Source organism: Chroococcidiopsis thermalis PCC 7203 (assembly GCF_000317125.1).
Lineage (GTDB): Bacteria > Cyanobacteriota > Cyanobacteriia > Cyanobacteriales > Chroococcidiopsidaceae > Chroococcidiopsis > Chroococcidiopsis thermalis.
The window spans coordinates 171058-196897 of the sequence record NC_019695.1 but is presented as its reverse complement, the minus strand read 5'-3'; the positions used below and the strand labels follow the sequence as shown (position 1 = coordinate 196897).

At 45.5% G+C, this 25840-nt stretch carries 24 protein-coding genes; 4 read left to right on the top strand and 20 right to left on the bottom strand.

What is annotated here, in order from left to right; translation table 11 throughout:
* Nucleotides 1–106: 106 nt before the first annotated feature.
* From CHRO_RS34120 to CHRO_RS00740, 11 genes are all read right to left on the bottom strand, one after another.
* Complete coding sequence (locus tag CHRO_RS34120; protein WP_256498651.1) at nt 107–235, bottom strand: hypothetical protein; 129 nt, start codon at nt 233–235, stop codon at nt 107–109.
* Nucleotides 225–1901: an MFS transporter gene (locus CHRO_RS00785; RefSeq protein ID WP_015152266.1), complete on the bottom strand. Its 1677-nt coding sequence runs from the start codon at nt 1899–1901 to the stop codon at nt 225–227. The genes CHRO_RS34120 and CHRO_RS00785 overlap by 11 nt, the downstream gene beginning before the upstream one ends.
* Nucleotides 1888–2847, bottom strand: coding sequence for a DNA repair protein RecO (gene recO / locus CHRO_RS00780; protein WP_015152265.1), 960 nt, complete (start codon nt 2845–2847; stop codon nt 1888–1890). Before recO ends, CHRO_RS00785 begins: the two co-directional genes overlap by 14 nt.
* Nucleotides 2848–2915: 68 nt before the next feature.
* A complete protein-coding gene (gene deoC / locus CHRO_RS00775) occupies nt 2916–3626 on the bottom strand; it encodes a deoxyribose-phosphate aldolase (protein ID WP_015152264.1) in 711 nt (236 codons plus the stop codon).
* Nucleotides 3627–3791: 165 nt separating this feature from the next.
* Complete coding sequence (locus CHRO_RS00770) at nt 3792–5096, bottom strand: DNA cytosine methyltransferase (protein ID WP_015152263.1); 1305 nt, start codon at nt 5094–5096, stop codon at nt 3792–3794.
* 117 nt (nt 5097–5213) lie between these two features.
* Nucleotides 5214–6392 carry a cysteine desulfurase family protein gene (locus CHRO_RS00765; RefSeq protein ID WP_015152262.1) on the bottom strand — a complete coding sequence of 393 codons (1179 nt, stop codon included), beginning with the start codon at nt 6390–6392 and terminating at the stop codon, nt 5214–5216.
* Between the two features lie 205 nt (nt 6393–6597).
* Nucleotides 6598–7872, bottom strand: a complete 1275-nt coding sequence (locus CHRO_RS00760; protein WP_015152261.1) for a glycosyltransferase — start codon at nt 7870–7872, stop codon at nt 6598–6600.
* 162 nt (nt 7873–8034) lie between these two features.
* On the bottom strand, nt 8035–9267 hold the full coding sequence (locus tag CHRO_RS00755) for a glycosyltransferase (RefSeq protein WP_015152260.1): 1233 nt from the start codon (nt 9265–9267) through the stop codon (nt 8035–8037).
* Between the two features lie 29 nt (nt 9268–9296).
* Complete coding sequence (locus tag CHRO_RS00750; RefSeq protein ID WP_015152259.1) at nt 9297–10100, bottom strand: class I SAM-dependent methyltransferase; 804 nt, start codon at nt 10098–10100, stop codon at nt 9297–9299.
* Nucleotides 10101–10166: 66 nt separating this feature from the next.
* Nucleotides 10167–10904, bottom strand: a complete 738-nt coding sequence (locus tag CHRO_RS29330; RefSeq protein ID WP_015152258.1) for a class I SAM-dependent methyltransferase — start codon at nt 10902–10904, stop codon at nt 10167–10169.
* Nucleotides 10901–12430, bottom strand: coding sequence for a lipopolysaccharide biosynthesis protein (locus CHRO_RS00740; protein WP_015152257.1), 1530 nt, complete (start codon nt 12428–12430; stop codon nt 10901–10903). The genes CHRO_RS29330 and CHRO_RS00740 overlap by 4 nt, the downstream gene beginning before the upstream one ends.
* 619 nt (nt 12431–13049) lie before the next feature.
* On the opposite strand from CHRO_RS00740, the gene CHRO_RS00735 reads away from it, so the two are divergent.
* Nucleotides 13050–13517: a MarR family winged helix-turn-helix transcriptional regulator gene (locus tag CHRO_RS00735; RefSeq protein ID WP_041462686.1), complete on the top strand. Its 468-nt coding sequence runs from the start codon at nt 13050–13052 to the stop codon at nt 13515–13517.
* Between the two features lie 168 nt (nt 13518–13685).
* A complete protein-coding gene (locus CHRO_RS00730; RefSeq protein ID WP_015152255.1) occupies nt 13686–14957 on the top strand; it encodes an MFS transporter in 1272 nt (423 codons plus the stop codon).
* Between the two features lie 30 nt (nt 14958–14987).
* Here the strand turns inward: CHRO_RS00730 and CHRO_RS00725 are convergent, their stop codons facing one another.
* Entirely contained in the window at nt 14988–15368 is a 381-nt protein-coding gene (locus CHRO_RS00725) for a hypothetical protein (protein ID WP_015152254.1), read from the bottom strand.
* A 241-nt stretch (nt 15369–15609) separates the two neighbouring features.
* On the opposite strand from CHRO_RS00725, the gene CHRO_RS00720 reads away from it, so the two are divergent.
* A complete protein-coding gene (locus CHRO_RS00720) occupies nt 15610–16140 on the top strand; it encodes an orange carotenoid protein N-terminal domain-containing protein (protein WP_015152253.1) in 531 nt (176 codons plus the stop codon).
* Between the two features lie 503 nt (nt 16141–16643).
* Here the strand turns inward: CHRO_RS00720 and CHRO_RS00715 are convergent.
* The 7 genes from CHRO_RS00715 to CHRO_RS00690 form a co-directional block, all read right to left on the bottom strand.
* Entirely contained in the window at nt 16644–17381 is a 738-nt protein-coding gene (locus CHRO_RS00715; protein ID WP_015152252.1) for an ABC transporter ATP-binding protein, read from the bottom strand.
* 84 nt (nt 17382–17465) lie between these two features.
* A complete protein-coding gene (locus CHRO_RS00710) occupies nt 17466–18770 on the bottom strand; it encodes an ABC transporter permease (protein ID WP_245570521.1) in 1305 nt (434 codons plus the stop codon).
* Entirely contained in the window at nt 18751–20121 is a 1371-nt protein-coding gene (locus CHRO_RS00705) for an efflux RND transporter periplasmic adaptor subunit (protein WP_015152250.1), read from the bottom strand. The genes CHRO_RS00710 and CHRO_RS00705 overlap by 20 nt, the downstream gene beginning before the upstream one ends.
* A gap of 64 nt (nt 20122–20185) precedes the next feature.
* On the bottom strand, nt 20186–20341 hold the full coding sequence (locus CHRO_RS31470) for a hypothetical protein (protein WP_181245569.1): 156 nt from the start codon (nt 20339–20341) through the stop codon (nt 20186–20188).
* A gap of 469 nt (nt 20342–20810) precedes the next feature.
* On the bottom strand, nt 20811–21014 hold the full coding sequence (locus tag CHRO_RS31040; RefSeq protein WP_041462306.1) for a hypothetical protein: 204 nt from the start codon (nt 21012–21014) through the stop codon (nt 20811–20813).
* Entirely contained in the window at nt 21015–22232 is a 1218-nt protein-coding gene (locus CHRO_RS00695; protein WP_015152249.1) for an ABC transporter permease, read from the bottom strand.
* 91 nt (nt 22233–22323) lie between these two features.
* Nucleotides 22324–23646, bottom strand: a complete 1323-nt coding sequence (locus CHRO_RS00690) for an efflux RND transporter periplasmic adaptor subunit (protein ID WP_015152248.1) — start codon at nt 23644–23646, stop codon at nt 22324–22326.
* 446 nt (nt 23647–24092) lie between these two features.
* On the opposite strand from CHRO_RS00690, the gene CHRO_RS00685 reads away from it, so the two are divergent.
* Nucleotides 24093–24989: a tetratricopeptide repeat protein gene (locus CHRO_RS00685; protein WP_015152247.1), complete on the top strand. Its 897-nt coding sequence runs from the start codon at nt 24093–24095 to the stop codon at nt 24987–24989.
* Between the two features lie 47 nt (nt 24990–25036).
* Here the strand turns inward: CHRO_RS00685 and CHRO_RS00680 are convergent, their stop codons facing one another.
* Nucleotides 25037–25705 (bottom strand): glycine zipper domain-containing protein, encoded by a 669-nt coding sequence (locus CHRO_RS00680; RefSeq protein WP_015152246.1) that lies wholly within the window; start codon nt 25703–25705, stop codon nt 25037–25039.
* Between the last annotated feature and the right edge of the window lie 135 nt (nt 25706–25840).

Sequence of the window (25840 nt, the reverse complement as noted above, 5' to 3'; positions counted from 1 at the left end):
GGGTGTGAGGTGTAGGGTGTGGGGTATGGGATGTGGGGGAGCCATTGCGGTGCGGGGGTTTCCCCCGTTGTAGCAACTGGCGTTGTGGGGTGTGGGGTGTGGTGAGTCAATTCTCTCCCTCAGCTCCCTCAGCTCCCGATCGCTCCCTCAGCTCTCTTTCCCCTGCTCCCTGCTCCCAGCTCGTCCCTGCTCCCTTAATTCCCCCCAAAGCCTCTCGTTGATAACTAACTAACAATCTGGGTCTCTGTACGGCAAATATACCAGGTTAAGAGACCTCCTGCGATCGCGATTACGGCTAAACTTAGAAAAACTGCCTGTAAACCAATTAATGTCTCTGCTAAACCAGCCAGTGCTAGCGGTAGAGACAAAGCAATATTGATGGCGTTATTTTGGAGACCAAAGACTTTACCATGCATGTCAGGCGGAGTCTCTTTTTGAATTGTGGTCTGCATGGGGATCGCTACTAAGGCAGCACAAGCCCCTAGTAGCGCAATCAATGCTAAAGCAAACCACAGTTGGTGGGAGAACATCGATAGACCGACTAAGGAGGCTGCTACGCCCACAGAACCCCATAAACTTAATTGAGCGTGGGAAAAGCGTTGACCGAATTGACCGAGGAGAGTTGCACCAGAGGCAATTCCAACTCCGCCAGCCGCTAACAAAAAGCCAAATTGAGAAGATTTTAACCCTGGAATGACTTCTGCTAGCCGCACGGCAAGCACGGTTAGAGCGGCAAAGATGGAAAATAGAATGATTAGCTGGAGGAGGGCATTGCGGACGCGACGATTATGTTTGAGATAGCTGAGTCCATCACGTAGATCTTGCAAAACGTGGGGCGGTTCTCGATCGCTATCGGGTAGGCTCTCGCCAGTTTTGAGAAGAAATAAAATCAGTCCGGCGATCGCGTAACTCCCGCCAACAACGATTTCCTTACCCATACCCGTACCGATCCCAATCCGATCGGTAATTGTATCGGCGATCGCCAGTAATGGTTCTCCTACCGCAAATCCCACAACCACCAAAGCCATCATTGTCGTGGTATAAAGCGAGTTAGCTGAGAGTAAGTGTCTTCGCTCCACGACTAAAGGAATTGCTGCTTGTTCGGCTGGAGCAAAGAACTGTGTCAGTGTCGAGATCGCAAACGATAATCCTAAAAGAATTGCAAAGCCTACGGGCAAATTAAAAATTGAATGCCAGTCTTGCGTGAACCACAGCAGAAATGGGACTGACAACACAAAAACGCCCCGTAGCAAGTTTGTCACTACAAGTACAATCTTTTTCGACCATCGATCGACAAATACCCCTGCAACTGAGCCAAATAAGACTGCGGGGATGGTAAAAGCCATCATAATCGCCGAAACCCACCCGCTGATACTTTGATCGCTGGCTTGAAAGCGACTGGAAATGATGGCGATCGTCATCACTAAATAAACTTTATCGGCAAGTTGAGAAAAGACTTGACCGCTCCACAAAGAGAGAAAATTGCGGTTGCGCAAAACGGGCAAAAATCCTTGTGACTCATCTGATGGCGGCTCGTCTCCATACTCTTGAGAACTGCCGTTTGAGCCACTCGACTCCGTGGCGATCGCGCTATCTTGACTTGCTGGCATTTTTGTCATTACGCCATTTCTGACAGTTTCATTTAACTGCTCTATTTTTGGCAGCTTGTCGTCTGCCTCTCCCATAGAAAATTCGCTTTTTTCTTGAGTGTATGTTTTTTCTGGAATATTTGTGCTTTCAGCTACAGAATTATGAGATATTTGCTTTTTACTAGATAGATATTTGGGCGTAGATGGCGTAGACCGCGAATTAGCAGCGTGACCTCCAACTTGACTTCTGAGGGAATTAGCCTGAGAAGCGGATGGCTTGGTATTTCTTGTATCTAAATCAGACGGTTGCATGATCTTCTGTTAAAGGACTCGGCAGGGAAGCAAAATAACTATCGATCAGGGCAGCTGACCGAATGGGGCGACCGAAGTGATACTGTACGTACTGACGCAAAATGCGTTCGATTGACAGCCAGTTATGGCGATCCAGAACGGCGATCGCAGGTAAATTAGCCTGAGACAGTTGTTGCAATAAAGCTAGTTCTGCGGCATTTATCCGCCGATCGAGTACGAGTTTCTCTTGTTTGTGGGCGATCGCCCGATAACCCGTACCCATCGCCTCTGCCACTCTGCCCGTGGGTGGCAAAATATTGGTATTAGTAACATCATCAGATTTTACAGATTTGTTGCGATCGCTGTTTTTGCCTATAGCCGTGGCATTTTCCCAAGCAGACAAATTTACCGTTCCCCCTGCTGAGGTACTAAATCCTACTTGCCAGTTAGGAGTAGAAAAATCTGGAGTCAGGGAATTTGCCGTTAAAGAACAAGCTTGAACTTGAGGCGCAATCCCTGCCAAAGCCAACAGGTGAAACGCTGCATGGCATAAGTGAGCTAAAGTCGAAGATCCCGCAGATTTAGGCAATTGCTCTAGGCGTTTGAGATGCTCGTTGAGCAAGAAAAATAATTCAGTTTGGGGTTGTTCGCTCAAAGCTTGACACATTGCCATTTCTGCCAAATACTGGCTAGCTGCAAGCTTACCTAAATCTTGACTCAGAGCAGGGTATGACTCTAGGGTTTCAGCTTGAGTAATTTTATCGAGCGATCGCCCCTGAGCAATCAACAGTTCGTTGACGACAAACAACCCGCTTCTACCACCAATCTTGGAATTTTGCTTTCTCACCCCAGGCGCAACAGCTCGGATCAAACCAAACTCCTGAGTCAAAATCGTCAGCAACCGATCCGCCTCGCCCAAAGGCATACTCTTTAAATTAATTCCGGTGGCTTTGTAGGTACGACTCATCTAGGAAAGAGTTAGGTGTTAGGAGATAAAGAGACAAGGGAGCAATTCTATTCACTAGCCACCAGTCACTAGTCACTGATAACTGTTCGCTGATAACTGCCTTTTTCCAGGTTATCGCGCTGGCGGAGTAGATCGACGCTGCGAGATGTACCCAATCGCGTCGCCCCTGCCAATATTAGCTCTATTGCCTGGTCTATAGTGCGAATTCCTCCCGATGCCTTAATACCGACTCGTTCCTTAGCAATTTCTTTGAGCAAGCGCACATCCGCCACTGTTGCACCCCCATTCCATCCCGTACTTGTTTTGAGAAACGCTGCTCCCGCATCCATACATATATCTGCGGCAAGTCGTTTTTCTGCCTCTGTCAGAAGGGTGGTTTCTAAAATAACTTTGACTGTTTGCCCCGTTTCTTCGCAAATTTCGGCTATTTCTCGGTGCAGTGCTTCTGTTTTCTCAGCTTTAAGCCAGCCCAAATTGATGACGACATCTAATTCAGTTGCCCCGCTGTCGGCTGCTTCTTGCGCTTCGTATAACTTCACGGCTGCTGTCGTGGCTCCGGTAGGAAAGCCAATCACCGTACAGACTTTCGGTTTTTTGCCGTGGAGTAGTTCTGCTGCTTGCCGCACGTAGACGGGATTGATACATACTGCGGCAAATCCAAATCTGTCTGCTTCCATACACCACTGTTCCACCTGGGCGGGCGTTGCCGTCGGGATCAGCAAGGTATGGTCGATTAATGGGGCAATGTCAATCTCGCGGTAGTCTGCTGCTGCCACCATCACGTATGCTCTCAGTCACCTCTGTTTTAAGTTTTATCAGAATTCCGAGACAATATTTAAAGTTTTTTTAATTTAAAGTTTTTGACTGGCGCGATCGCGCATAACTCTTGGCTAGCGCGAAACAAATAGCCTACCAATTCCAGTCAACAATACCGAAAACAACACTCATTCTCTTCGCTTCTGTCTTAACCTTGGCGCGATCGCATTTGCCGCTACACCGTAAATTCGCGCTGCTTGAGTCATATTGAGTTGCAGTAGGCGATCGCATCCCAGTTGTTGTGTTTCTTTTGGTTTAACTGGAACTATTCCTAAAACGCGGAGAATTTCTCTAGCAATTGCTTGAGCTAAAAGCGGTGGAACAGAATTTCCCACTTGGCGAAAACCATGCCATTTCGTCTGATGAAATCGAAACCAGTCGGGATAGGAATGCAATCGGGCAGCTTCTCTAACAGTAATACATCTGGGCTTGTAGGGATGAATCGGGCGGGGTGACGTAAAAGCACCCAAATTACTCGCCGTCCCAGCTCTTAAAGTATTGCAAATACCTTCAGGTGCAAGTTTATAAAAGTGACTGATTGGCTCTACTTCCCCCCAATTGGTAGTAGCAAATCTAGCAATAGAATTGTCACCGTGTCGAGTTCTCAAACTAGAAGTTAATAAGCGCAGATCGAAGTGGCGATCGCCAGCATAGTTATCATTGTTAGCAAAAATACTACGCATTTTACTACTATAATAACTGGGTTTACCGTACTCAACGATCGTCCAATCTTGCTGAAATAATTCCGGATACATTTCTACTACTGGAAGGTCGCACAGGGCATCCCAAATTGTGGGAGTTGGTTTTAAATGAGGTAAATTTAAAATATATTTTGACTTGCGAGAGAGCGAGGGTTTCGTTATCGGTTGAGGATATTCAGGCAGAGGTAAACCGTAACGACAGCCAAGCAGAAATAATCTGGCTCGATCTTGAGGTACACCATAGTTTGCCGCATTTAAAACTCGATAATCTGTTTTAACTTCGTATCCACCAGCGCCAAAAGCTGCAATTAATTCTGAGAGAAATTGGCGATGATTGCCAATAGTTAATCCTGGCACGTTTTCAAATACGAAATATTTTGGTTTTAGCTCTAGTACCAATCGCAAAAAGTGATGTACCAATGCATTACGCGGATCGTCCAAAGCGCGTTTGCCGATTAACGAAAATCCCTGACAGGGTGAACCGCCAAAGACGACATCAATATCGCGATCGCCTATTGCCGAACAACTTCTAACTTCCGTACTTGTAGTCTCGGTGACACTCTGACATAAAACCTTGCAAAACGGAAAATTAAACTGATGGGTTGCACAATGGATCGGATCGATTTCCACAGCTGCCAGGACATCAAAACCTGCTTGTTCAAAACCAAGCGTCATCCCACCAACACCTGCAAACAAATCTACACCGATAGGTCGTCCGCTATCCATTTCCATTGTTCAAACACACCACGTTCAAACACACCACGTTCAAACACACCACAGTTTGAAGTCAATTATCGCCCGTGGCTTGTCTTTTTTTCCTATTCATCTTTACCAATAACTGTTAACTGTTCACCGATCGCCGATCGCTGATAACTGCTTTTGTCGCCGCAGGCTAGAGATTGTCGCCACAACATGTTCTGCTACGCGATCGATCTCCTCTATCGTATTAAACCGCCCAATCCCAAATCGAATTGAGGCATAAGCTAGCTGTTCCGAGCGCCCCAAGGCGAGTAAAACGTGAGACGGGGCTGTTTTGGTAGAAGAACAAGCCGCGCCAGAAGACACCGCTACAACAGGCTGTAACCCCAAGTGTAGGGCAGTGCCGTCGACTCCTTCGACGCTAATGTTTAAATTACCAGGCAACCTTTGGCTGGGATGTCCGTTTAAATACACCCCGTCTAATTGGCTTAACTTTTGCCACAGCCGATCGCGTAGTTGCATTTGGCGCTTTGCCTCTGTCTCCCGTTCTGCCAAAGCGATCGCGACTGCTTGACCAAAACCAACAATCTGCGGCGTATACAAAGTCCCAGAACGCATTCCCCGTTCTTGTCCGCCGCCGTGTAGCTGTGGTGCTAGTTGGACTCTAGGATTGCGCCGTCGCACGTACAAAGCACCAATACCTTTTGGTCCATAAACTTTGTGCGCCGTCAGCGACATTAAATCGATCTGCATCGCCTGCACGTCGAGGGGAATTTTGCCGATCGCCTGTGCCGCATCAGTATGAAATAAAACTTGGCGATCGCGACACATTTTCCCAATCTCTGCCAACGGTTGCAATACACCAATTTCATTGTTTGCTGCCATCACCGAGATTAAAATCGTATCGGGACGAAAAGCCTGTTCTAATTTCTCTAGATCGATCAACCCATCTATTTGCACGGGTAAAAACGTCACCTCAAAACCGAGCGATCGCAAATATTCGCTAGGGTCGATAACAGCATTATGCTCTGTTGCTAGCGTAATAATGTGCCGTCCTTTCTGAAAATAAGCCTCAGCCACCCCTTTAATGGCTAAATTATTTGCTTCCGTCGCTCCACTCGTAAAGACAATTTCTTCTGGCGTAGCCGCGATCGCCTCTGCCAAGATTTCCCTTGCTTGTCTCACCGCCGCCTCTGCTTCCCAGCCGTAAGCGTGGCTGTTACTCGACGGATTACCAAAATGCTCCCGAAAATATGGCAACATCGCCTGCAAAACTCTTTCATCTAGCGGCGTAGTCGAGTGGCAATCTAAGTAAATTGGGCGAGACATGGCAATAGTGGTAATTGGTAATTGGTAATTGGTAGTTGGTAGTTAGCGAAGTCTCCCTTGTCCCCCTTGTCCCCCTTGTCCCCCTTGTCCCCCTTGTCCCCCTTGTCCCCCTTGTCCCCCTTGTCCCCCTTGTCTCCCCCCTCTCCCTTGTCCCCCTTGTCTCCCTTGTCCCCCTTGTCCCTTATTCTTACCTAGCCTCTAGCCTCTAGTTATCACTTTCTGTGACGCGCCAGCTAAGTTTGAGGTTGATCCAGAAGTTCCAGAACGTGACGATCGCGATCGCGAGAAGATTGGCGACTTGATAGTGAACGTGCAAAGTGTTGTAGAGGACATTCAGCAGCAGGATATTCAATACTAAACCCATCAAGCAGACGATATTAAATTTCAACAACCGCTTGATCCGCTTGCGCCAACCGCGTTGCTGTCGGGACATATCGCTGAACGTCCAAGCATCGTTCCAGAAAAAGTTATTGATAATAGCAGCTTCTGCGGCGATCGCTTTACTCCGCGTCAACCCCCACCCCAATCCACTCTGATCGTGGAGGAGATATAAAACTGCCATATCGACAAATACCCCGCTAAAACCAACCGCACCGAAGCGGATAAATCTGCCAATCGGGAAATTAATTTTTTGTCGGATTCTACCGATCCGTCCTCGCGAAACTCGCAGTCCGATCAAGTGCTTGATGTAGTCTACATACTGCTTCCACGTAACTTTGCTTTCGCCTTCGCGCCGTTCTTGAAAAACGTAACCAACTTCGGCAATTTCTTTAATGTCTCCCCGTCCCAAAACTTCAATCAAAATTTTGTAGCCCACAGGACTGAGAGCTGCTCCGGCGATCGCTTGTCGCTGTACCATAAAATAACCGCTCATGGGGTCAGACACGCGCCCCACGACTTGCGGTAAGATTACCAAACCTAATAGTTGTGCGCCTCTTGACAAAAAGCGACGTACCGCACTCCAGCTACTCACTCCCCCACCTTCAATGTGGCGACTAGCTACAGCTAAATCTGCACCGTCATTCATTGCAGCTAAGAGTTTCAATAAAACTTGCGGTGGGTGTTGTAGGTCACCATCAATTACGCCTAAAATCTCTCCATTGGCTGCTTGCCAACCGCGCACTACAGCTGTTGAAAGTCCCTTTTCCGTAGTCCGTCGCATCACCCGCAATTGGGGGTACTCTACCATTAAGCGCTGAGCAATTTCCCACGTCCGATCCGGGCTATCATCGTCAACGACGATTAATTCATAATCTTCTGGCAAAACTGGATCGAGCAAATTCGTGAGAATGCTGACGATCGCGCGAATGTTTTTTCCTTCGTTATATGTTGGTATTATCAGAGAAAAGCGTACCGAATAGCTTTTTTGTCCTCTATTTGTCTGAAAGTCTCTATCTGAGGTAGCGGCTGGCGCAGTTTCAGGTATGAGTAGAGAGCCTGTAGGAACTGGTAATAGAAAGCTTTGTTGTCCGAGTGCCATAAATCTTTTTGGGTGTATTTTATTACTTTGTTCCGATAAAACCTAGACAATCATTGTCAGCGCCGCCATGCTATTTCTCTGCTTCTTCCTGGGTGAATTATATCTAATCGCGATTCAGAAGTTTTTCTCGCTACTCTTGCTTCAAAGCTAAATATTATGTCCTCAAGCACCTAATAGTTTTTGATAGACATCAACGAGTTGTCCGTTAAGTCGATGGATATTGTAGTATTGTTCCACACAGGCTCGACCTGCTACCCCCATTTCTTGCCAAATTTCGGGATTTTCTAGTAGATAACTCAATTTTTCAGCTAAAGCATCCGCATCTCGCTCTGGGACTAAAAATCCCGATCTACCATGTTCGACGAGTTCGGGAATGCCGCTATGCATGGTACTCAAAATTGGCATTCCACAAGCCATTGCTTCCATTAAAGAGACTGGAATACCTTCTCGATCGCCATTTCTACTAGTAACGCTGGGAGCCATATAAATGTGAGCTTGAGCGAGAAGTTCGGTAATTTCTTGCTGTTGTTTCCAACCTAATAGTTTCACTTTATTGGTTACTTTAAGTTCTTGAATTAGACTCTGTAGCTCTTCTTTTAAACAGCCGTCTCCTACTATTTGATATTCTATTTGGGGAAAATCTTTTGCTAGTTTTGCTACAGCACGAATTCCATATTCTACGCCTTTTTTTTCGACGAGACGCGCAATAGTAATTACCCGCACTACGCGATCGCTGTATTGACGTGGTTGAAAGGTAAATTGATGACAATCAATTCCCATATGGTGAACGACAATTTTCTTTTCGTCGCCACCTAACTCCATGAGTTTTTGCTGCCACAACTTGCTAATTGGCATTAATAAATCTGCTGTTGATAGCAAGCGATCGTAAACGCGATCGCCGACTTGCTGAAGATAAAGAGTGATATCAAATCCGTGAAATACGGTAATCAATCGTCCTTGAATTGCCCCGATTTCTTTTAATACAGCTGCTTTAACACCATTCATTCCAAAATGACAGTGAATGATATCATACGATCTACTACGTTTTAGCCAAGGAGTTAACTCGTAAATTAGCGTGAGTCGGCTAACTTTTCTGACAGATTCAGAATAGAGCAATCGCGCGATCGCCTGAGGTGCTTTGTGAAAATTAGTTGCGATTAACCCCAATCCTTTCAGCCATTGTTGCCAGCGATTATCGGGCATTTTAGCAGCATAAAAAGTCCGCGATCGCAAGTCATATTTTTCCACATCTGGATGCACTTTTGAATCTTGCGATCGCGGCTGAACGGCATAAATATCTACCTCATGTCCTAGATCGATTAAACCTGAAATTTGATTCAGGATAAAGGTTTCAGACAAAGCTGGAAATTCCTGCACGACAAAGGCTATTTTCATCTAAAACCAAGTAGAAACAACTCTATTATCTAAGCGCGATCGCCCTCAACTAACTTTTGTACCCGTTGGCGCTTCCACCATCTTGTAGCCCGAACAATTCCAGGTAGATTTGTGAGGGCAACTAAGCCACGATAAGATAAATTTTGCCGCAGAGAACTGAACCCTTTAATTGGTAAATAATCTTGTTGAGCAATCCTCCCTATTTCTGCCGCTCCTCGTTCGATAACCGCGTGGATATAATCGTTTGTATTCCATACAGAAATTGTACTCCAATAGGTCAGCGTTCCTTCAACGGCTTTTCCGACTTCGACCAAATCTTCTAGCGTGACAACTTCATCAACGACTTGTAAACCTTCTCCCGATGCGTAGAGTGCGGCTTGCTTTCCTGGACTAGGAATCGTAAACAAAATTTTGCCTTGAGGACTCAGCAAAGCGTTGAATTTACGATGTAAATCTCCCCTTGCTGCTAGAGGAATATGTTCGTAAACATCAGGTAAAACAATCGCATCCCAATTTCCTTCAATTGCTTCCGTCACCACGTTAACTTGGCGATATTCAATGCGAGGATGACTAAATAAACTCCGAGCCAAACGAAGATTTTCCGAACTAATATCTACTGCTAGAATTTGAGCTTTTTTTGCTATCCATTTAGCAATAAAATGAGTCCCCTGTCCCGAACCACAACCAATAACTAATATTCTTGCCGTATCGGGATGAATTGCCTTTGTAAAAAACTCTAGCTGGCGATCGATCCGTTCGTTACCGTAAACGTAGTCCCGAATAAAAGTTGGAGAAAAATTGTTGTAGAAAGTTTCAACTGGACTAACCACCATAGATTTGAATTTCTCCTTTTTTTGCTGAAAATAATACAGTAAAATTCTTCACTAGAAAAGCTACAGTTAAGAGAAAACCTTTTCCTCTCCTCTAGATTTTTTGGCAAGGATAATATACACTGCTGCATCGTTAGATAACCGTTCGGGATGGCGCGATTCAATCCAAGCGATCGCCCGTTGAAGCAACCAAATGTAGAATTTGCGCAAACGACCCGGTATTTTCTCTTCTGTAGCATCTTGCCAAAGTTGCAATCCAGCAGATGCCATCCCAAACACACTTTGCACCGATACAATCTCAAACCCAGCTTGCACGATTTCCCGTTGCAAACCAGCAGCCGTCCAGCGCCAGTAATCGCAAGGATCGGGGTGATATCGCCAAATTCCGTGAGTTGAAAGCACCAAAGCGCTACCTGGCTTGAGAACTCGATAAGCTTCCTTCAAATAGACTTGAGGCTGTTCTACATGTTCCAAAACCTGAGAAGAGAGGACGCAATCAATACTTGCATCGGCAATTGGTAGCTGTCCTTGGCAACCAACCGCAATTTCGGCGCGATCGTTACCTGGAAAGTCAGCCCCAATGTAGCGAGCGAATTTTTGTTTAAATAAAGATTCGTAAGGCTTGTTACCACAACCGTAATCGAGTAACTTTTCTCCCGGTACGAGCAACTCAGATTCAACTAGATACTGCAATTTTTCTAGCAGCAATTTGAGAATTGCATAGCGGGAGTGAAAGCGGTTGGGACGCACGCGATCGCCCCGTTCTTGAACTTTGTAAGTATACCGAGAAGGTGTCGCTACTTTCATCGTCGTTGTTTAAATTCTCGCAGGAAGGACAGATAAAAAGATTTCTTGCCAAACAAATAAAACACGATCGCGACGTACAATCCTGCCATCACTAACGTGCAAGCAATCGCGATGCCCCACACTGGTAAAATCGGATTGAGTGCAAATTTAATTCCTATTGTGGCAAGCCCCGCGATCAGAGCAGCAACAAGCGATTGGGCGATCGCCGAGAACAAATCGCTCGTCGTAATTTCTAGACCGCGAGTCGCATAATACATACAAGGATAGACTTGTAAAAGCATCGCTACGGCATAGCATAAAGCAACTCCCCGCGCTCCATAAGGCAGACCGATAAAGAACGATACCACTGTCAAACTAGAAGCAAACACGCCCCATTTCAACATCCGGTCTGTTTTGCCTGTGGCAATGTACAACCAACCAGCCGTATTGCAAAGCGGTTGAAATATGGCGGCGACACCGAGAAACCGAAACAGAAAACTAGCTTCTCGCCATTGAGAACCGAGAATTAGCGTCACGACTTCTTCAGAGATCGCGATCGAAAGGATAACTAAAGGTAACGTGAGAAACGTAACCAGCGAGACTGCTTTAAGGTAGTAGTTGCGAAATTGCTGCGGGTCTGCCTGTAATCGACTTAGGCTTGGGATTGCCACCGCAGTAATTGGCGCGTTAATTTGTTGCAATGGTAAGAGTAACAAGCCATAAGCTTTGGCATACAGCCCTAATTGTCCCGCACCCCAAGACCGACCGATTAAGATGTTATCTAGGTTGCGGGCGAAGTAATTAATCACGTTAAAGCCCGTGAGATGGCTGCCAAAAGTCAATAATTCGCGAATATTAGCGTGTCGTTTCGGTAAACTCGGTCGCCAGCTACACAGCAACCACGCACCTCCCATTTGACCGATCGCGATCGCGATTTGCATGACCACCAATGCCCAATATCCCGCACCATACCAAGCTAAAACTAGAGCGCTGACGACTCCAAAACCCATAGCAACAATATCAATTGCTGCCAAAGCCGTAAATCGCATCTGGCGGTTGAGCAAAGCTTGATGCTGGACTGTTAAGCCTCCGAACAAAAAACCAATTGCCGAAACGATGGTAATTAAGGTTAAACGCGGTTCGTTGTAAAATACGGCGACAACAGGAGCGATCGCGCAAGTTACGAGAGTTAATAACAGGCTAACAAAAATATTTACCCAAAACAGGTTGCTAATCTGGCGGTGGTTAATTTCTGCCTTTTGGATGGTTGCCATCGACAACCCCATATCTTTAAATAAGGCGACAAAACCCGTTACGGCAGTCACCATCCCGACTAAACCGTAATCCTGCGGCGCTAGCAGGCGGGCTAAAATGACTGTAGAACCCATTTGCAAGGTAAACTTGCAAGCTTGAGCTACCAGCGTCACTGCTCCGCCGCGTATAGAACGCTTTTTGAGATCGGCATTGAGATGATCGGTACGAAAGTGTCTGTCGCGATCGCTCTGTTTGGAGCTGGTTTTTAAAGACTCTGGCAAAGGCTCTGGCAAGGCTGCACCTGGATAAATTAACGGGATCGATCTGGCGATCGTGGCATTAGTGACTCTGACTTCTGAGCATCATAATCAAAAGTTTGAATTCGGGCAATTGTATCCTAGAGTTGTCTTTTCAGCAATAATTCCCTGACGAATAACTGCGATCGCGCTATTTTGATTTTTTCCATCTCGCACGATAACGTGTTTTTTTGCACCAGGTAAACTTACGCCGAACTCTGTACTTACTCTAAATCTTCCGTAGGTCTGGAATCGGTTCCTGTCACACCAGCAGCAATACATTTTAGTTCAAAGCATTGAGCCTCGGAGATCCCCCCAACCCCCCTTAACAAAGGGGACTATGATTCCCCCCCTTTTTAAGGGAGGGGGGATCGTCTTATCTAAACTGTATTGACACCAGCACGACTAGCGAATTAAGCCTAGTCACAAAAATACTCCGAAAGTTATATTTGTGCGAGCAAAACGCACGATCTACAAATAAATGCAACAATCCATACTCTGCTATACGAAATTACCCGCTTGCTTTGTGGTTACATTTTTAGAGACAGTTATGACAGATTGTCAAACTCAAAAGAATTTAGCTAAAATAATATTACGTATGCGAAATATCCCCGACATGCCTTCTACTTCTACCGAACGAAAAATTGCCGAGCCATTGCGAGAAATTTTAGCGCCGTATAGCGTTGGCTACCGGATTAAGCTGTTAGGTCAGTTGGGGAGCCGCAGATTTCAAGAACGCCTCGAACCCTTTGGTCTGACACCCTTTCACTGGGTCGTGTTGTGCTGTTTGTGGGAGGAAGATGGCTTAGCCACTTGTAGTATTGGGGAGAAATTGCAGCAGGTAGGAGGAACTTTAACGGGAGTCCTCGATCGCATGGAAGAACGAGGACTGATCCGCAGAGAACGCGACCCTCGCGATCGCCGCATTTGGCGGATCTGGCTGACGGGTGCTGGTCGAGAACTAGAAAATATACTACCTCCAATCGCTTTAGATCTGAGGGAGCAAGCCATGCAAGGCTTTTCTCTGGAAGAACGCCAACTATTTTCCAGGTTAATTGACCAAGCGATCGCCAATCTTTCCTAAAAACTCACAACTCCACTGTTACTCGTACACAGCGATCGCTGGAAGCAGAGAAATTGTTAGTATCAACATACTCCAATCCTATGTTTCAACAATAGTTCTCTGGATGGTGTTCCGAGGCAACAAAGTATTTATTTAATAAATAAGTGCTTTCCTGAATCTAGATAAAAAATGAATAGAATTGCAAATATTGCGGTCGTACCTGCTTTAAGATCGAGAAACTACCGTTTATTTTTCTTTGGACAAGGGGTTTCATTAATTGGTACGTGGATGACGCAAACGGCAACAATTTGGCTTGTGTACAAACTCACAAATTCAGCGCTGATGTTAGGCATTGTGGGATTTTCAAGTCAAATTCCCAGCTTCTTTTTAGCCGTTTGGGGTGGAGTTTTAGTAGACCGATTCAATACACATAAAATTTTAGTTATTGCTCAAATATTAGCCATGATCCAGTCTCTAGTGCTAGCAGTATTAGCGCTATCAGGCACGATCCATATTTGGCATTTTATTATTTTGAGTTTATTTCAAGGCGTGATTAATGCTGTAGATGCTCCGGCTAGACAAGCATTTGTGCCAGAAATGGTCGAGAAGAGAGACGATTTAGCCAGTGCGATCGCGTTGAATTCTTCTCTAGTTAATGGCGGACGGTTAGTCGGACCTGCGATCGCGGGAATTTTGATTGCTAGAATTGGCGCTGCTTACTGTTTTTTAATTGATGGTGTAAGCTATATTGCTGTCATTGCGGCTTTAATAGCAATGCGCTTAAAACCAAAGAAAATAGTCGTTACAACCGCCAATCCATTGCAAAGATTACAAGAAGGATTTGTTTACGCCTACAACTTTTCTCCAATCCGCTCGACCTTGCTATTACTAGCTTTATTTAGTTTAATGGCAATGCCTTATGTTACCTTAGTTCCCATATTTGCTACCAAAATTCTAGGTGGAGACGCGCGCAGTTTAGGCTTATTAATGGCAGCCTCGGGAGTGGGAGCAATTGGCGGAGGAATTTATTTAAGCACTCGCAAAACAGTTGTCGGTTTGGGCAAAATCATTGCTTTAGCTCCGGCACTTTGCGGCACGGGAATTATCTTTTTTTCCCTATCAAGAATGCTATGGTTATCCACCCTTATGTCCGCGTTAATTGGACTTGGTTCTATTCTGACTATTTCCTCCAGTAACACTGTAATTCAAACTATTGTTGAAGATGATAAACGCGGACGAGTCATGAGTTTATTTACCATGTCCTTTTTAGGAATGGTTCCATTTGGTAACTTATTTGCTGGATTTTCTGCCGATCGTATTGGTGCTACCAATACTTTACTTATTGGTGGAAGTTTTTGTATTATCGGCTCGCTATTATTTGCCAGACAGTTACCTAAACTCAGACAAGCAGCCCGTCCAGTTTTGCAACAAAGAGGTATATTATCCCAGACAAACACGTAGAGACGCTCGCGGGAACGTCTCTATTTCAAACTATGAATTTACGTCCTTTGCCATGTCCATGTAATCAGCCGGATTTCCGGTTGACTTGGAGTCTTTGTTGATTTCCTGCGAAGGAGAATTCACATCCTTTGCCATATCCATGTAGTCAGCAGGATCTCCCGTTGGCTTGGCTACTGTTTGCTGTTCGTCTGACTCGGAAACTTGAAATTCAGGTTGAGTCACCTTTTCAGCTGCCATCGCACCTTCACCCTGACGATCGATTTCGCTGACGCTGTATTGCTGGGCAGCGGCATAATCTGCATCAAAATCTACTGTAGGTGCTTTTTCGACTCCAGTAGCTATATTCTCAGCTGCTAGCTGAGCATCTTGTGTAGGAGTTTCATTAGGGTTCGATTTAATTTCTTCTGGCATGGGTCACTCCTATTGAAATTATTTTATGTTGTAAGGCAATCCTATCAATGCGATCGCCTACTCTCATAACCCCACTAAGATAGATTTTTCTCTCATCCTTCTCTTACTAATGTCTCTGCTGTCTCTGCTACTAAAGATATAAATTCCCACTAATTAAAACTATCTCTCTCGGAGGGCGAATTGCGTCCCCCAACTCTGATAACCCTAAGCTTGAGAGTTTAAATTAACTGGGATATCAGCAATGACATCAAGCTTCAATCCAGATCGGTCTCAAGCGCTTTCTGCCGAGACTCAAAACATCATAAAAGCTTTTGATGCCTTAGACACCGACGCTAAGTTGGCTTGGTTTTATTTGGTTTACAAAAAGATGGGAGATTCAATCACTCCAGCTGCACCAACTGCTGCCGAACCTGAACTAGCACCAAGACTACTAGGAGACTTTTACGAATTGTCAGACGACGAGCAGCTTGCAATTATGCGGCAAATTGTCAACAAAGAAAATACAGACTATTCTCACGCCTACGGTGCGTTGAAAGAAAATAATCAATTGATGGTTTGGTATGCTTGGGCTCAAGCTATGGGCGATACTGTTGTCGGAATGCCTTCAAGCTATCAAGCATCTGAACCAATTAAAAATTTACTTTCCCAAACTGAAGGACTTGAATTTGAAGATCAGATTTCTATCTTCCGCACAATTTCAAGTAATATGGGTTACACAGATATTAAGCCTATAGAAACACAAGCTCAAACAGGCAAAACTTCTAGTCTTTAAGTTGTCATTTGTCATTTGTCCTTCGTCATTTGTTGTTGGTAAGACGTTTCTTATTTACGACTGTTCCTCCCTTTTTTAAGGGGAGCTAGGGGGAATCTTTTGATGAGTAGCACATGTTCCTCCCTTTTTTAAGGGGGGCTAGGAGAGATCTTTTGGTGAGTGGCACATGTTCCCCCCTTTTTAAGGGGGGCTAGGGGAGATCTTTTGGTGAGTAGCACATGTTCCCCCCTTTTTAAGGGGGGCTAGGGGGGATCTTTTGATGAGTAGCACATGTTCCTCCCCTTTTTAAGGGGGGCTAGGGGGGATCTTTTGATGAGTAGCACAGTTTTTCGATCCCCCAACCCCCTTAAAAAGGGGGCTAAAAAAAAGCACACATGGAGCTATTAGCAAATTTGACGTAGCAAAAACAATTGGCAATTTGCATTTGTGCAATTGCGATCGCCACCCGCTAATGCGGGTTTTTTTCATGCAACAAAGTTCAATAAATTCCTCAAGATTGTCTACTAAGAAGCTGCAACTTGACCGATATCATCGGGAGTCAGGTGCGAGTGGATGACTTGACCGTCGCGAAACCAAACAATTCGGTGAGTTTGCTTTGCTACCTCTGGTTCGTGCGTCACCATAATAATTGTGATCCCACTAGCATTGAGTTCACCAAATATCTGCAAGACTTCTTGAGTCGTGCGCGAGTCGAGAGCGCCAGTCGGTTCGTCTGCTAGGAGCAAAACTGGTTGATTCACAATCGCCCTAGCAATTGCTACCCTTTGTTGTTGTCCGCCAGAAAGTTGATTGGGCTTATTGTGAAGGCGATTTTCCAAACCAACACGCTTGAGTGCAACCGTAGCGCGATCGCGACGTTCGGCTGGTTTGATCCCAGCGTAAACCATCGGTAGCATCACATTTTCTAAAGCGCTGAGTTGGGGCAAAAGGTGAAACTGTTGGAAGACAAAGCCAATTTTGAGATTGCGAATATGTGCTAAGTCAGCATCATCTAACTGAGCAACATCCAAATTATCTAAATAGTAGTGTCCGCTGGTTGGGCGATCGAGACAACCAATCATATTCATAGCTGTAGACTTACCAGAACCAGACGCACCCATAATCGAACAATATTCGCCTTGTTCCACAATTAAATTGACATCTACTAGCGCCCGCACCTCTGTTTCTCCAAAACCATAAATCTTAGAGATATTTTCCAAGCGGACGATAACTGGTTTAGTAATACTTTTTAGATTAGTCATTTTTCAGTTAACAGTGGCTAGTGGCTAGTGGCTAGAACTACTCCTTTGTCTCCCTGGTCTCCCTTGTCCTCCTTGTCCCAAATCTTAACTATTTTTCAGGGCGATAATCGGGTCGAGTTGAGCGGCGCGACGGGCGGGAACTACGCCAAAGATTAATCCAACACCACCAGAAATCCCTACAGCTAGGGCGATCGCGGCAATGGGAACGCTGGGTTGGAGAGGGGTTAATACACCAACGATCGCCACACCACTGATGCCGATCGCCGTACCGATTAAACCACCCGATACAGAGAGAATAATTGATTCGACTAAAAATTGTGCCAAAATTGCTTGGGGAGTGGCTCCAATTGCTTTGCGCAAGCCAATTTCTGGCGTGCGTTCGGTGACTGACACCAGCATGATATTCATGATGCCTACGCCGCCAACAAACAGCGATACACCTGCGATCGCTCCCAGCATCAGCGATAGCACTCCTGTCACCTGCGAGACTAATTCTTGAAAAGATTTGTTGGCAACCACTACAAAGTCTTTTCTACCGTGCAATCGCGTTAGTAAGTTAGTAATTTGAAAAGCTGCAACTCGCACGTTGTGTTTATCTTTTGCCGCAACTTGAATGTGGCTGATTGGTGTTCCAAACGCCGATCTTCTGCCATCAATTTGAGTTGCCATTGTCGTAATGGGAATGTAGGCAACATTATCTTCATTTTCTCCGGCAAAAGAACCCTTAGCTGTCATGACTGCAATCACCTGAAAGCTAGTGTTTTTGATTTGGATATCTTTGCCAATTGGGTTTTCGCGATCGAATAGTTTTTCTGCTAATTCTGCACCCAGAACGACCACGGGAGAACTTTGACGCATTAAAGAAGCATCAAAGAACCGACCGCGATCGACCATGAGATTTCTAATCTCTCGTAGTGCTGGTGTTGTTCCTTTGACTTGGGTATAAGTTTGATTGTTACGGTAAGAAATTAATAAGTTATTTTCAATGACTGGAGCCGCTGACTTAACCGCTGATGCTTGTTTTTTCACTGCTTCTGCATCCGATAGCACTAGCCCTCGTTGTTCGGAAATAAATCCTTCCGAATCGTCGCGACTAGAAAAAACCAACAGTCGATTTGGTCCGAAAGAATCGAGTTTGTTAAGAGTGTAGTTCTGCGCTCCCTGCCCTATACCTACCATTGCAATCACAGAAGCATTACCGATGACAATTCCTAACATAGTTAAGCTACTCCGAAGCTTATCAGCCGTCAGAGTAGCAACTGCCATTTTGATACATTCAATGGGATTCATGAAGAATTGGTAATTGGTAATTGGTAATTGGTAATTGGTAATTGGTAGTAGGGTGGACAACGCCCACCACAGCTTACTCCTAGCTCCTAGACTCTTCATCCACGCCAGGAATGGCTTGACCGGGGGGAGGGGTAATCAGGACGCGATCGCCTCGATTCACGCCTTCGAGAACTTGAGCGTGAGTGCTGCTACTCGCGCCTAGAGCAACTTCGCGAAATCGGATGTGTCCTTCTCGATCTGGCATAAATACCCCTGTTTGACCGTTTTTCTTGGTGACAACTGCTGTCAGGGGTACGACAACTGCATCCTTAATTTTGTCGCTGAGGAAGGTGAGTTTGATATTCATGCCTGATTTGAGCTGGTTTTGCCCTGTTTGCAGGCTCACTTTGACGCGAAAGGAGGTGACATTATCTTCCCTAATTGCTCTGGGTGCGATTGTGCGGACGCGACCTTTAAAGGTTTTATTGTAGGCATCGGAACGGATTTCTACTGGCTGATTGGGGGTAATCCGCGCAATGCTGGATTCTGGGATTTTGGCTTCTACTTCTAAACCGCTGGAGAGTTCGGCGATCGATGCGGAAGTAGCGCCATCCGAGGAAGAAGCGGATGTTGTGGGAGTCACAAAGTCGCCTTGTTGAGCGTAGCGGCGCGTGATCGTGCCTGCAAAAGGTGCGCGGACTAAAGTGTTTGATAGTTGAGTTTGGTAGTACTTCAGTTGGGCTTCGGCTTGAGCGACTTCGGCTTCAGCTTGGGTAATTTCTTCGCTACGATACCCCTTCATTCGCAGTGTCAGCTCGTGTTTGGCAACTGCTAAACTCGCGATCGCCCGGTCGAGGTTTTCTCTGGCTGTACGTTCTTCTGTCAAAGCTTGGTCTAAATCGTCGCGAGAAATTGCTCCTTCTTTCGCTGGTCTGAGTTTGCGCTGCACTTGTTCCCGACGTAGCGTTAACTGCGATTTCGCTTCTCGGACTTGGGCTTCGTTTTCTGCTAATTCAGCTTTAGCCTGCTCGATTTCTTCGGGACGATTGCCAGTCTGCTTTTTCGCTAGTTCTGCCTTAGCTTTTGCTAAGCCTGCTTGATATTGTTTAACTTGTGCCTGAAATTCTTCGTTGTCCATCCGGGCGATGAGCGTACCCTTTTTCACCTGAGAGCCTTCATCGACATACAATTGCTCAATTCGCCCTGCATCTTTAGGACTGAGATTAATTTTTCTGACTGCCTGAACTATACCATTGGCTTTGATTTGAACTTTTAAGTCTTGAGATTCGACCATTACTGTTTGGAGATTGGCTAGGTCGATTTCAGGGGTTTGGGTACGGGCGATCGCAAAAGTAACGGCAGCACTGCCCAGCAATCCCAATGTGATGAATCCTGCCAGCCACGACTTACGGCGCTTAGCTTTTCCGAATGGTAAGGATACGGCTTTATTTGGCGCTTCAGGGTTAATCATAGATAAATAGTTTAGGTTTATGGTCTATGAATTTAGTTTTTATATCCAGTAAATATTCAGTTTTCTATTGTCTGCTTGCAGCACGTAACCGCATGACAAAATAAAAGGCTACGGGCAAGCGTATCAGATTTACAGAATTAGCACGACAACTTTTGCCAAGGGTTGGTACGTACTCCCAAACTTTAGCAGTTGGGCGATCGCAGCCATCAGTGACAGACACGCCTCTACCTTACCTCAAGCTTCAAGTTCTATCTACTCCTTGAGGAGAAAGTTCGCTCTCACAAAACAACGTGTATTTAATACCAAACTGATTCCGATCGCGTGGCGATCGCGCCTTTTCACTTGGTGTTATTCGCTATGTTATTCGCTCTCAACAGCCTGTTTCACCTCGCTACAGTCATCTTTACTATTGACTACAGCCATAATTCCAGGGATTTGTCAGAGGCAGCATCAAGCTGTCGTTTATTTTAGAAAATTTTAATCAACGCTCAAATTTTTTATTATTTTTTGCGATCGAACTTCAACAAAACTACAGCCAATCTCACAATTATTAACATGACAACCCGATTTGAGTCGGGAAATATTCGTTGGGTTGTCATTGGTCATTGGTCATTGGTCATTTATTATTGGTGGTACATTAATAACCGCTCGATCGAGTTGCTGTGTCTTGGCTAATCTAGATCGCTAACCTATCGGACACCAACGACGGAGCGAGCAGAAAAAGTGTTCCCAACGAAAACCACTCCCTTATCCCCCTTGTCCCCCTTGTCCCCCTTGTCCCCCTTGTCCCCCTTGTCCCCCTTGTCCCCCTTGTCCCCCTTGTCCCCCTTGTCCCCCTTGTCCCCCTTGTCTCCCTTGTCCCAATTTTGAATTTTAAACCTTCGCCTCCCCAATCAAGCGCTCCTCAAAGCAACAATCGGATCGAGTTGGGCAGCGCGACGGGCAGGAACGACACCAAAGACAACGCCAATACCCCCGGAGATACTGACAGCTAATGCAATTGCCACAGGTGAAATACCCGCTTGAAAGGGAGTAAACGCACTAATTAGTAAGATACCACCTACACCCAAGGCAGTTCCCACAATGCCACCAGCTGCCGACAACATGACAGCCTCAATCAGAAATTGAATCAAAACGTCGTGCTGGGTAGCGCCCAAAGCTTTACGCAAACCGATTTCTTGCGTGCGTTCGGTAACGGAAACGAGCATGATATTCATGACCCCGATGCCACCCACGAGTAGAGAAATACCTGCGATCGCTGCTAGCATGACCGTTAAAGCACTCGTGACAGTTCCCGCAATTTCTAGTACATCTTTTTGACTTTGAACGCTAAAATCGTCTTCTCTTGTGATTTTGTGCCGCAATCGCAGCAGGTTTTGAATTTGAAATTGAGCTGCTTCTACACTGGCATCGCTTTTAGCTGAAATCGAAATAAAAGTTAGACTCACTCCATAGGGAGAATTTTCGCCGACAATCCGGCTTGCCATAGTGGTAATTGGCAGCAACGCGCTATCGTCATAATTGGTTCCTAAGACAGATCCCTTTGATTCCATCACGCCAATCACTAAAAAGCGCACGTCTTTAATGCGGACGTATTTACCAATTGGATCTTGGTTGATAAACAATCGTTTTGCTAAATCCGAACCCAAAGCAACAACTTGATTGTTTCGCTTCACATCAAGCTGGGTAAAAAATCGTCCTTCTTCTGGATTGAAGTTACGAACAGCAGTATATTCTGGAGTCGTACCGACAACTGAACTATAGGTATTTTTGTTGCGATACGTGACTAATTCTCTTGATTGAAGCTGAGGCGCGACTTTAGCCACTGTCGGTACTTGGGTAGCGATCGCCTTGGCATCTTCTAAAACTAAAGTTTTTGGCAAATCTACCGTCGTTCTTTGAGCATCCCGATTACCTGGGATGACAAATAAAACATTAGTTCCTAAAGATTCAAATTGTTCGGCGACAAATCTTTGCGCCCCCTGTCCGATTCCCACCATCGCAATCACTGAAGCATTGCCGATGACGATTCCTAACATCGTTAAGGCACTACGCAACTTATTAGATAGCAGCGTTTTCGTTGCCATCTTGCCACTTTCTAAAACATCCATTTTCAGTTATTGGTTATCTAGTTATCAGCGATCGGTGGCTAGTGGCTAGTGACTAGTGGCTATAAAAGAGCCTAGCTACTAGTCACTAATCCTACTCACTTTCTTGTTCTGGTTGTTGGTCTTTTGGTAGGTCGAGAAAAACGCGATCGCCTTGTTTTAAACCTTGTAAAATTTGCGTTTGGTCTTTAATACTAGAGCCAATTGTGACCGGACGAAATTCGGGTTTGTTCTTTTCTCCTGGGACTAAAACCCCAGTTTTACCTTGTTGAGTGACAATCGATACTGTGGGTACGACTAAGGCATCGTTGAGATTTTGACCCAAGAATGTTAAGTCTACATTCATGCCAGAAAGTAATTGATTTAGACCAGAATCGAGTGCTACTCGGACTTGAAAAGAGGTTACGTTTTGATCGACAACGGCTTCGGGAGCAACCAAACGGACGTGACCTTTAAAAATGCGATCGGGATAAGAATCAGCTACAATTTCAACTTGCTGTCCCGATTTAATTTGTCCAACATCAACTTCTGGAACTTCTGCCAAAACTTCCAAACCTTTCGCCAGCACGACAATCGAAGTTGAGTTGGCTAGCGATGAATTCGAGCTAGACGTGCCGCTAGATGCCGAAGTTGTGGGGGTTACAAAGGCTCCTTCTGAAGCATTCTTTTGCGTCACCAAACCCGTAAAGGGAGCGCGAATAATTGTATCGTTGAGCTTAACTTGAAGAGCTTGTAACTCACCTTGAGCTGCTTGCACGACTGCTTGGCGTTGGGCGATCTCTTCTGGACGACTACCACTTTTTAGCAGCGATAGCTGGCGTTGTGCTTCCCGTAGGTTAGCTTGAGCGCTTTGGCTTTCACTGACATATTGATCTAACTCGTTTTGGGCGATCGCACCTTGTTGCGTTAATCTCCGATAACGTTCTAGTTTTTCCCGTGCGAAGTTTGCCCTAGCTTGGGCTGCATCTACCTGAGCTTGAGCGCGATCGATTTCTTGTATGCGATTTCCCGCACGGGCTTGCGCTAATTCAGCTTGGGCTTGAGCAAGTTTGGCACGTACTTGGATCAGTTGCGCTTGCAAGTCAGCATCATCCATTTTGGCAATAATCTGTCCGGCTTGGACGCGATCGCCTTGTTCTACTAATAAATTCTTTAGCACTCCTGCTACTTTAGGGCTGACATTGACGCTTTGGATCGGTACGACTTTGCCACTAGCATTAATCCGCAGCGTTAAGTCTTTAGCTTCAACTGGTACGGTTAACTTAGCCAAGTCGATCTTAGGTGTCGATCGATCTACGATGACGTAAGTTGCAGAACCAGCCACTACGACACCAGCAGCCACTAGCCCAACTAACCAACGCGCTGGATGCTTAATTTTACCAATCAGGGGAAGTTCTATAGGCTGGGTAGCGGTCATATTAGGAGCGAGGGATAAGGAGTGAGGGATAAGGGAAGAAGCAAGCAAAATTTATTAGGTGCAAGTCATAAATCATTTATACGCCTGCGCATTTGCCGCACGATCTTGCTGATATTGTTCCCAGTAATAAAGAAGCATTAATAACTAAAATGTTTCGTACACTTATTATCGTAACGACTGTTACCGTGTAATCATCTCTAGCAAAAGGGCGATCGCTCCCAATCAAGATTAGGGTTATCCGCTCTTTTGTAGGAGACAAAGGAGACTAGGGAGCAGGGAGCAGAGAGCAGGGAGCAGGGAGTAGGGAGCAGAGGGAGAAATTTAAAATCTCCACATCCCACGCCCTATTTACTAGTCACTAGTCACCAGCCACTCACTACTCACTCGTCGCTAGTATGGTTTAAGCTAGCTGAAGGTTATGTTGCAAGATAATTGAGGCGTGTACCGTGCCAAGTCGTAAATCCTGGCTGTCTTTACTGGTGATTTTGGGTTTAGGGAGTGTAGCTCCCCCTGCACTGGGGCAGGCACTCGTTCCACATACGCTACAACTCGATTCAGCTCAGTTGGAGCGACAGGGATTGAGTTTGGCGCAGGAGGCTGCTCAGTTAGCGCAGTTTCAACAGTTTGAAATGGCTGTACCGAGGGCGCGACTAGCGACTCAGTTAGCTCCTAAAAACTATATGGCTTGGTTTCTCTTAGGGGGTTTGTACTTACAGACAAACAAATATAACGAGTCGATCGCAGCCCTGAATAAAGCGCAGGCGTTAGCCCCCCAAAACCCTTCCGTGTTGTTTGCAATGGGTTCGGCACACTTTCAAAAAGGCAATTACAAAGCAGCGATCGATAGTTTGCAAGCTGGTTTGAAACTCAAACCAAACGATAAAGAAGCATTATTTGATTTAGGTAATTCTTATTACAAAGTCGGGCAATTACCAGATGCGATCGCTCAATATGACAAAGCGATCGCCTTAGATAAAAAGTTTTGGCCCGCCATCAATAATATTGGACTAATTCAATACGAACAAGGCAATATAGACGAGGCAATGGAGCAATGGCAAGCAGCTTTAGCTGTTGACAAGCAAGCGGCAGAACCCCAACTGGCAATGGCAGTTGCTTTATATAGTCAAGGCGAACAAACAAGAGGATTGCAATTAGGAACAGCAGCCCTCAAAATTGACAGTCGTTATGGTGACTTAGAATTTCTCAGACAGAATTTGTGGGGCGATCGCTTGTTAGCTGATACGAAAAAACTGTTAGCTAATCCTAAAATTCAAGCCACAATTGAGGAACGCCAAGAGCAACAGCAGCAAGAAACTTCTCCGATTCAGATTTCTCCGCAGTAATTGCTGTTGTAGAGACGTTTCGTGAAACGTCTCTACAATTCTTCTGTTTAATAGCGATCGACCGTCAAACTAGAATCCAAAATCAGATCTAAGTCGGTGTCAGGGTTAATGACAACTACATCAGCTTTTTTACGCCCTAGCACTGCTCCACCCGCAGCACCGACTCCCGTACCGATTAATACCTCTCCGGTAGAAATACGGCGATTGCCTGTCAGTCCACCTAAAGCTGCGCCAGCGGCAGCTCCCACGACTGCACCTTTGAGAATCGATCCCGTACTTACTCCCCTACGCAACTGGGTAGTTTCAATCACATCAGAGGAAGCATCAATTGATTGCCGTCTGCCATCATCAATAATTAGATTTCTGGCAATAAATTGAGAACCACCATCAGCAGGAACGAGTTCGCCTTCAATTAGACTTCCGGCAGGAACTAATACTGTGCCGTTGCGGTTAGTAATGTTGGCAGCTACCGTAAGAGTTAAGCGCATCCTCTCTTTCGGACTGATAACGATCTTTTCGGCTTCATCATAGCGCACGGGAATTCTTGCCCCAGCCCGAATAGTCGTGCGATCGCTAATCCTACTACTTCCAGGCGACGATGGAAACACCTGAGCCGTTGCTGGAGCTGTCATTACCATTGGTAGGGTAGCACTAGTACCAATAGTTAAAGCCATAAGAAAAGCTGTCCCTGTCTGCCAGGGTTTAAAAGTAAGCATATACTTATTCCTCTCCGCTATATATTGCTAAACCTGTTAAATCACAAGACTTGCGGAAGAATCATAAGGTTCCAAAGTCAGTTATCAATTATCAGTTATCAGTTATCGGTTATCCGTAACTTTTGACTTTTAACT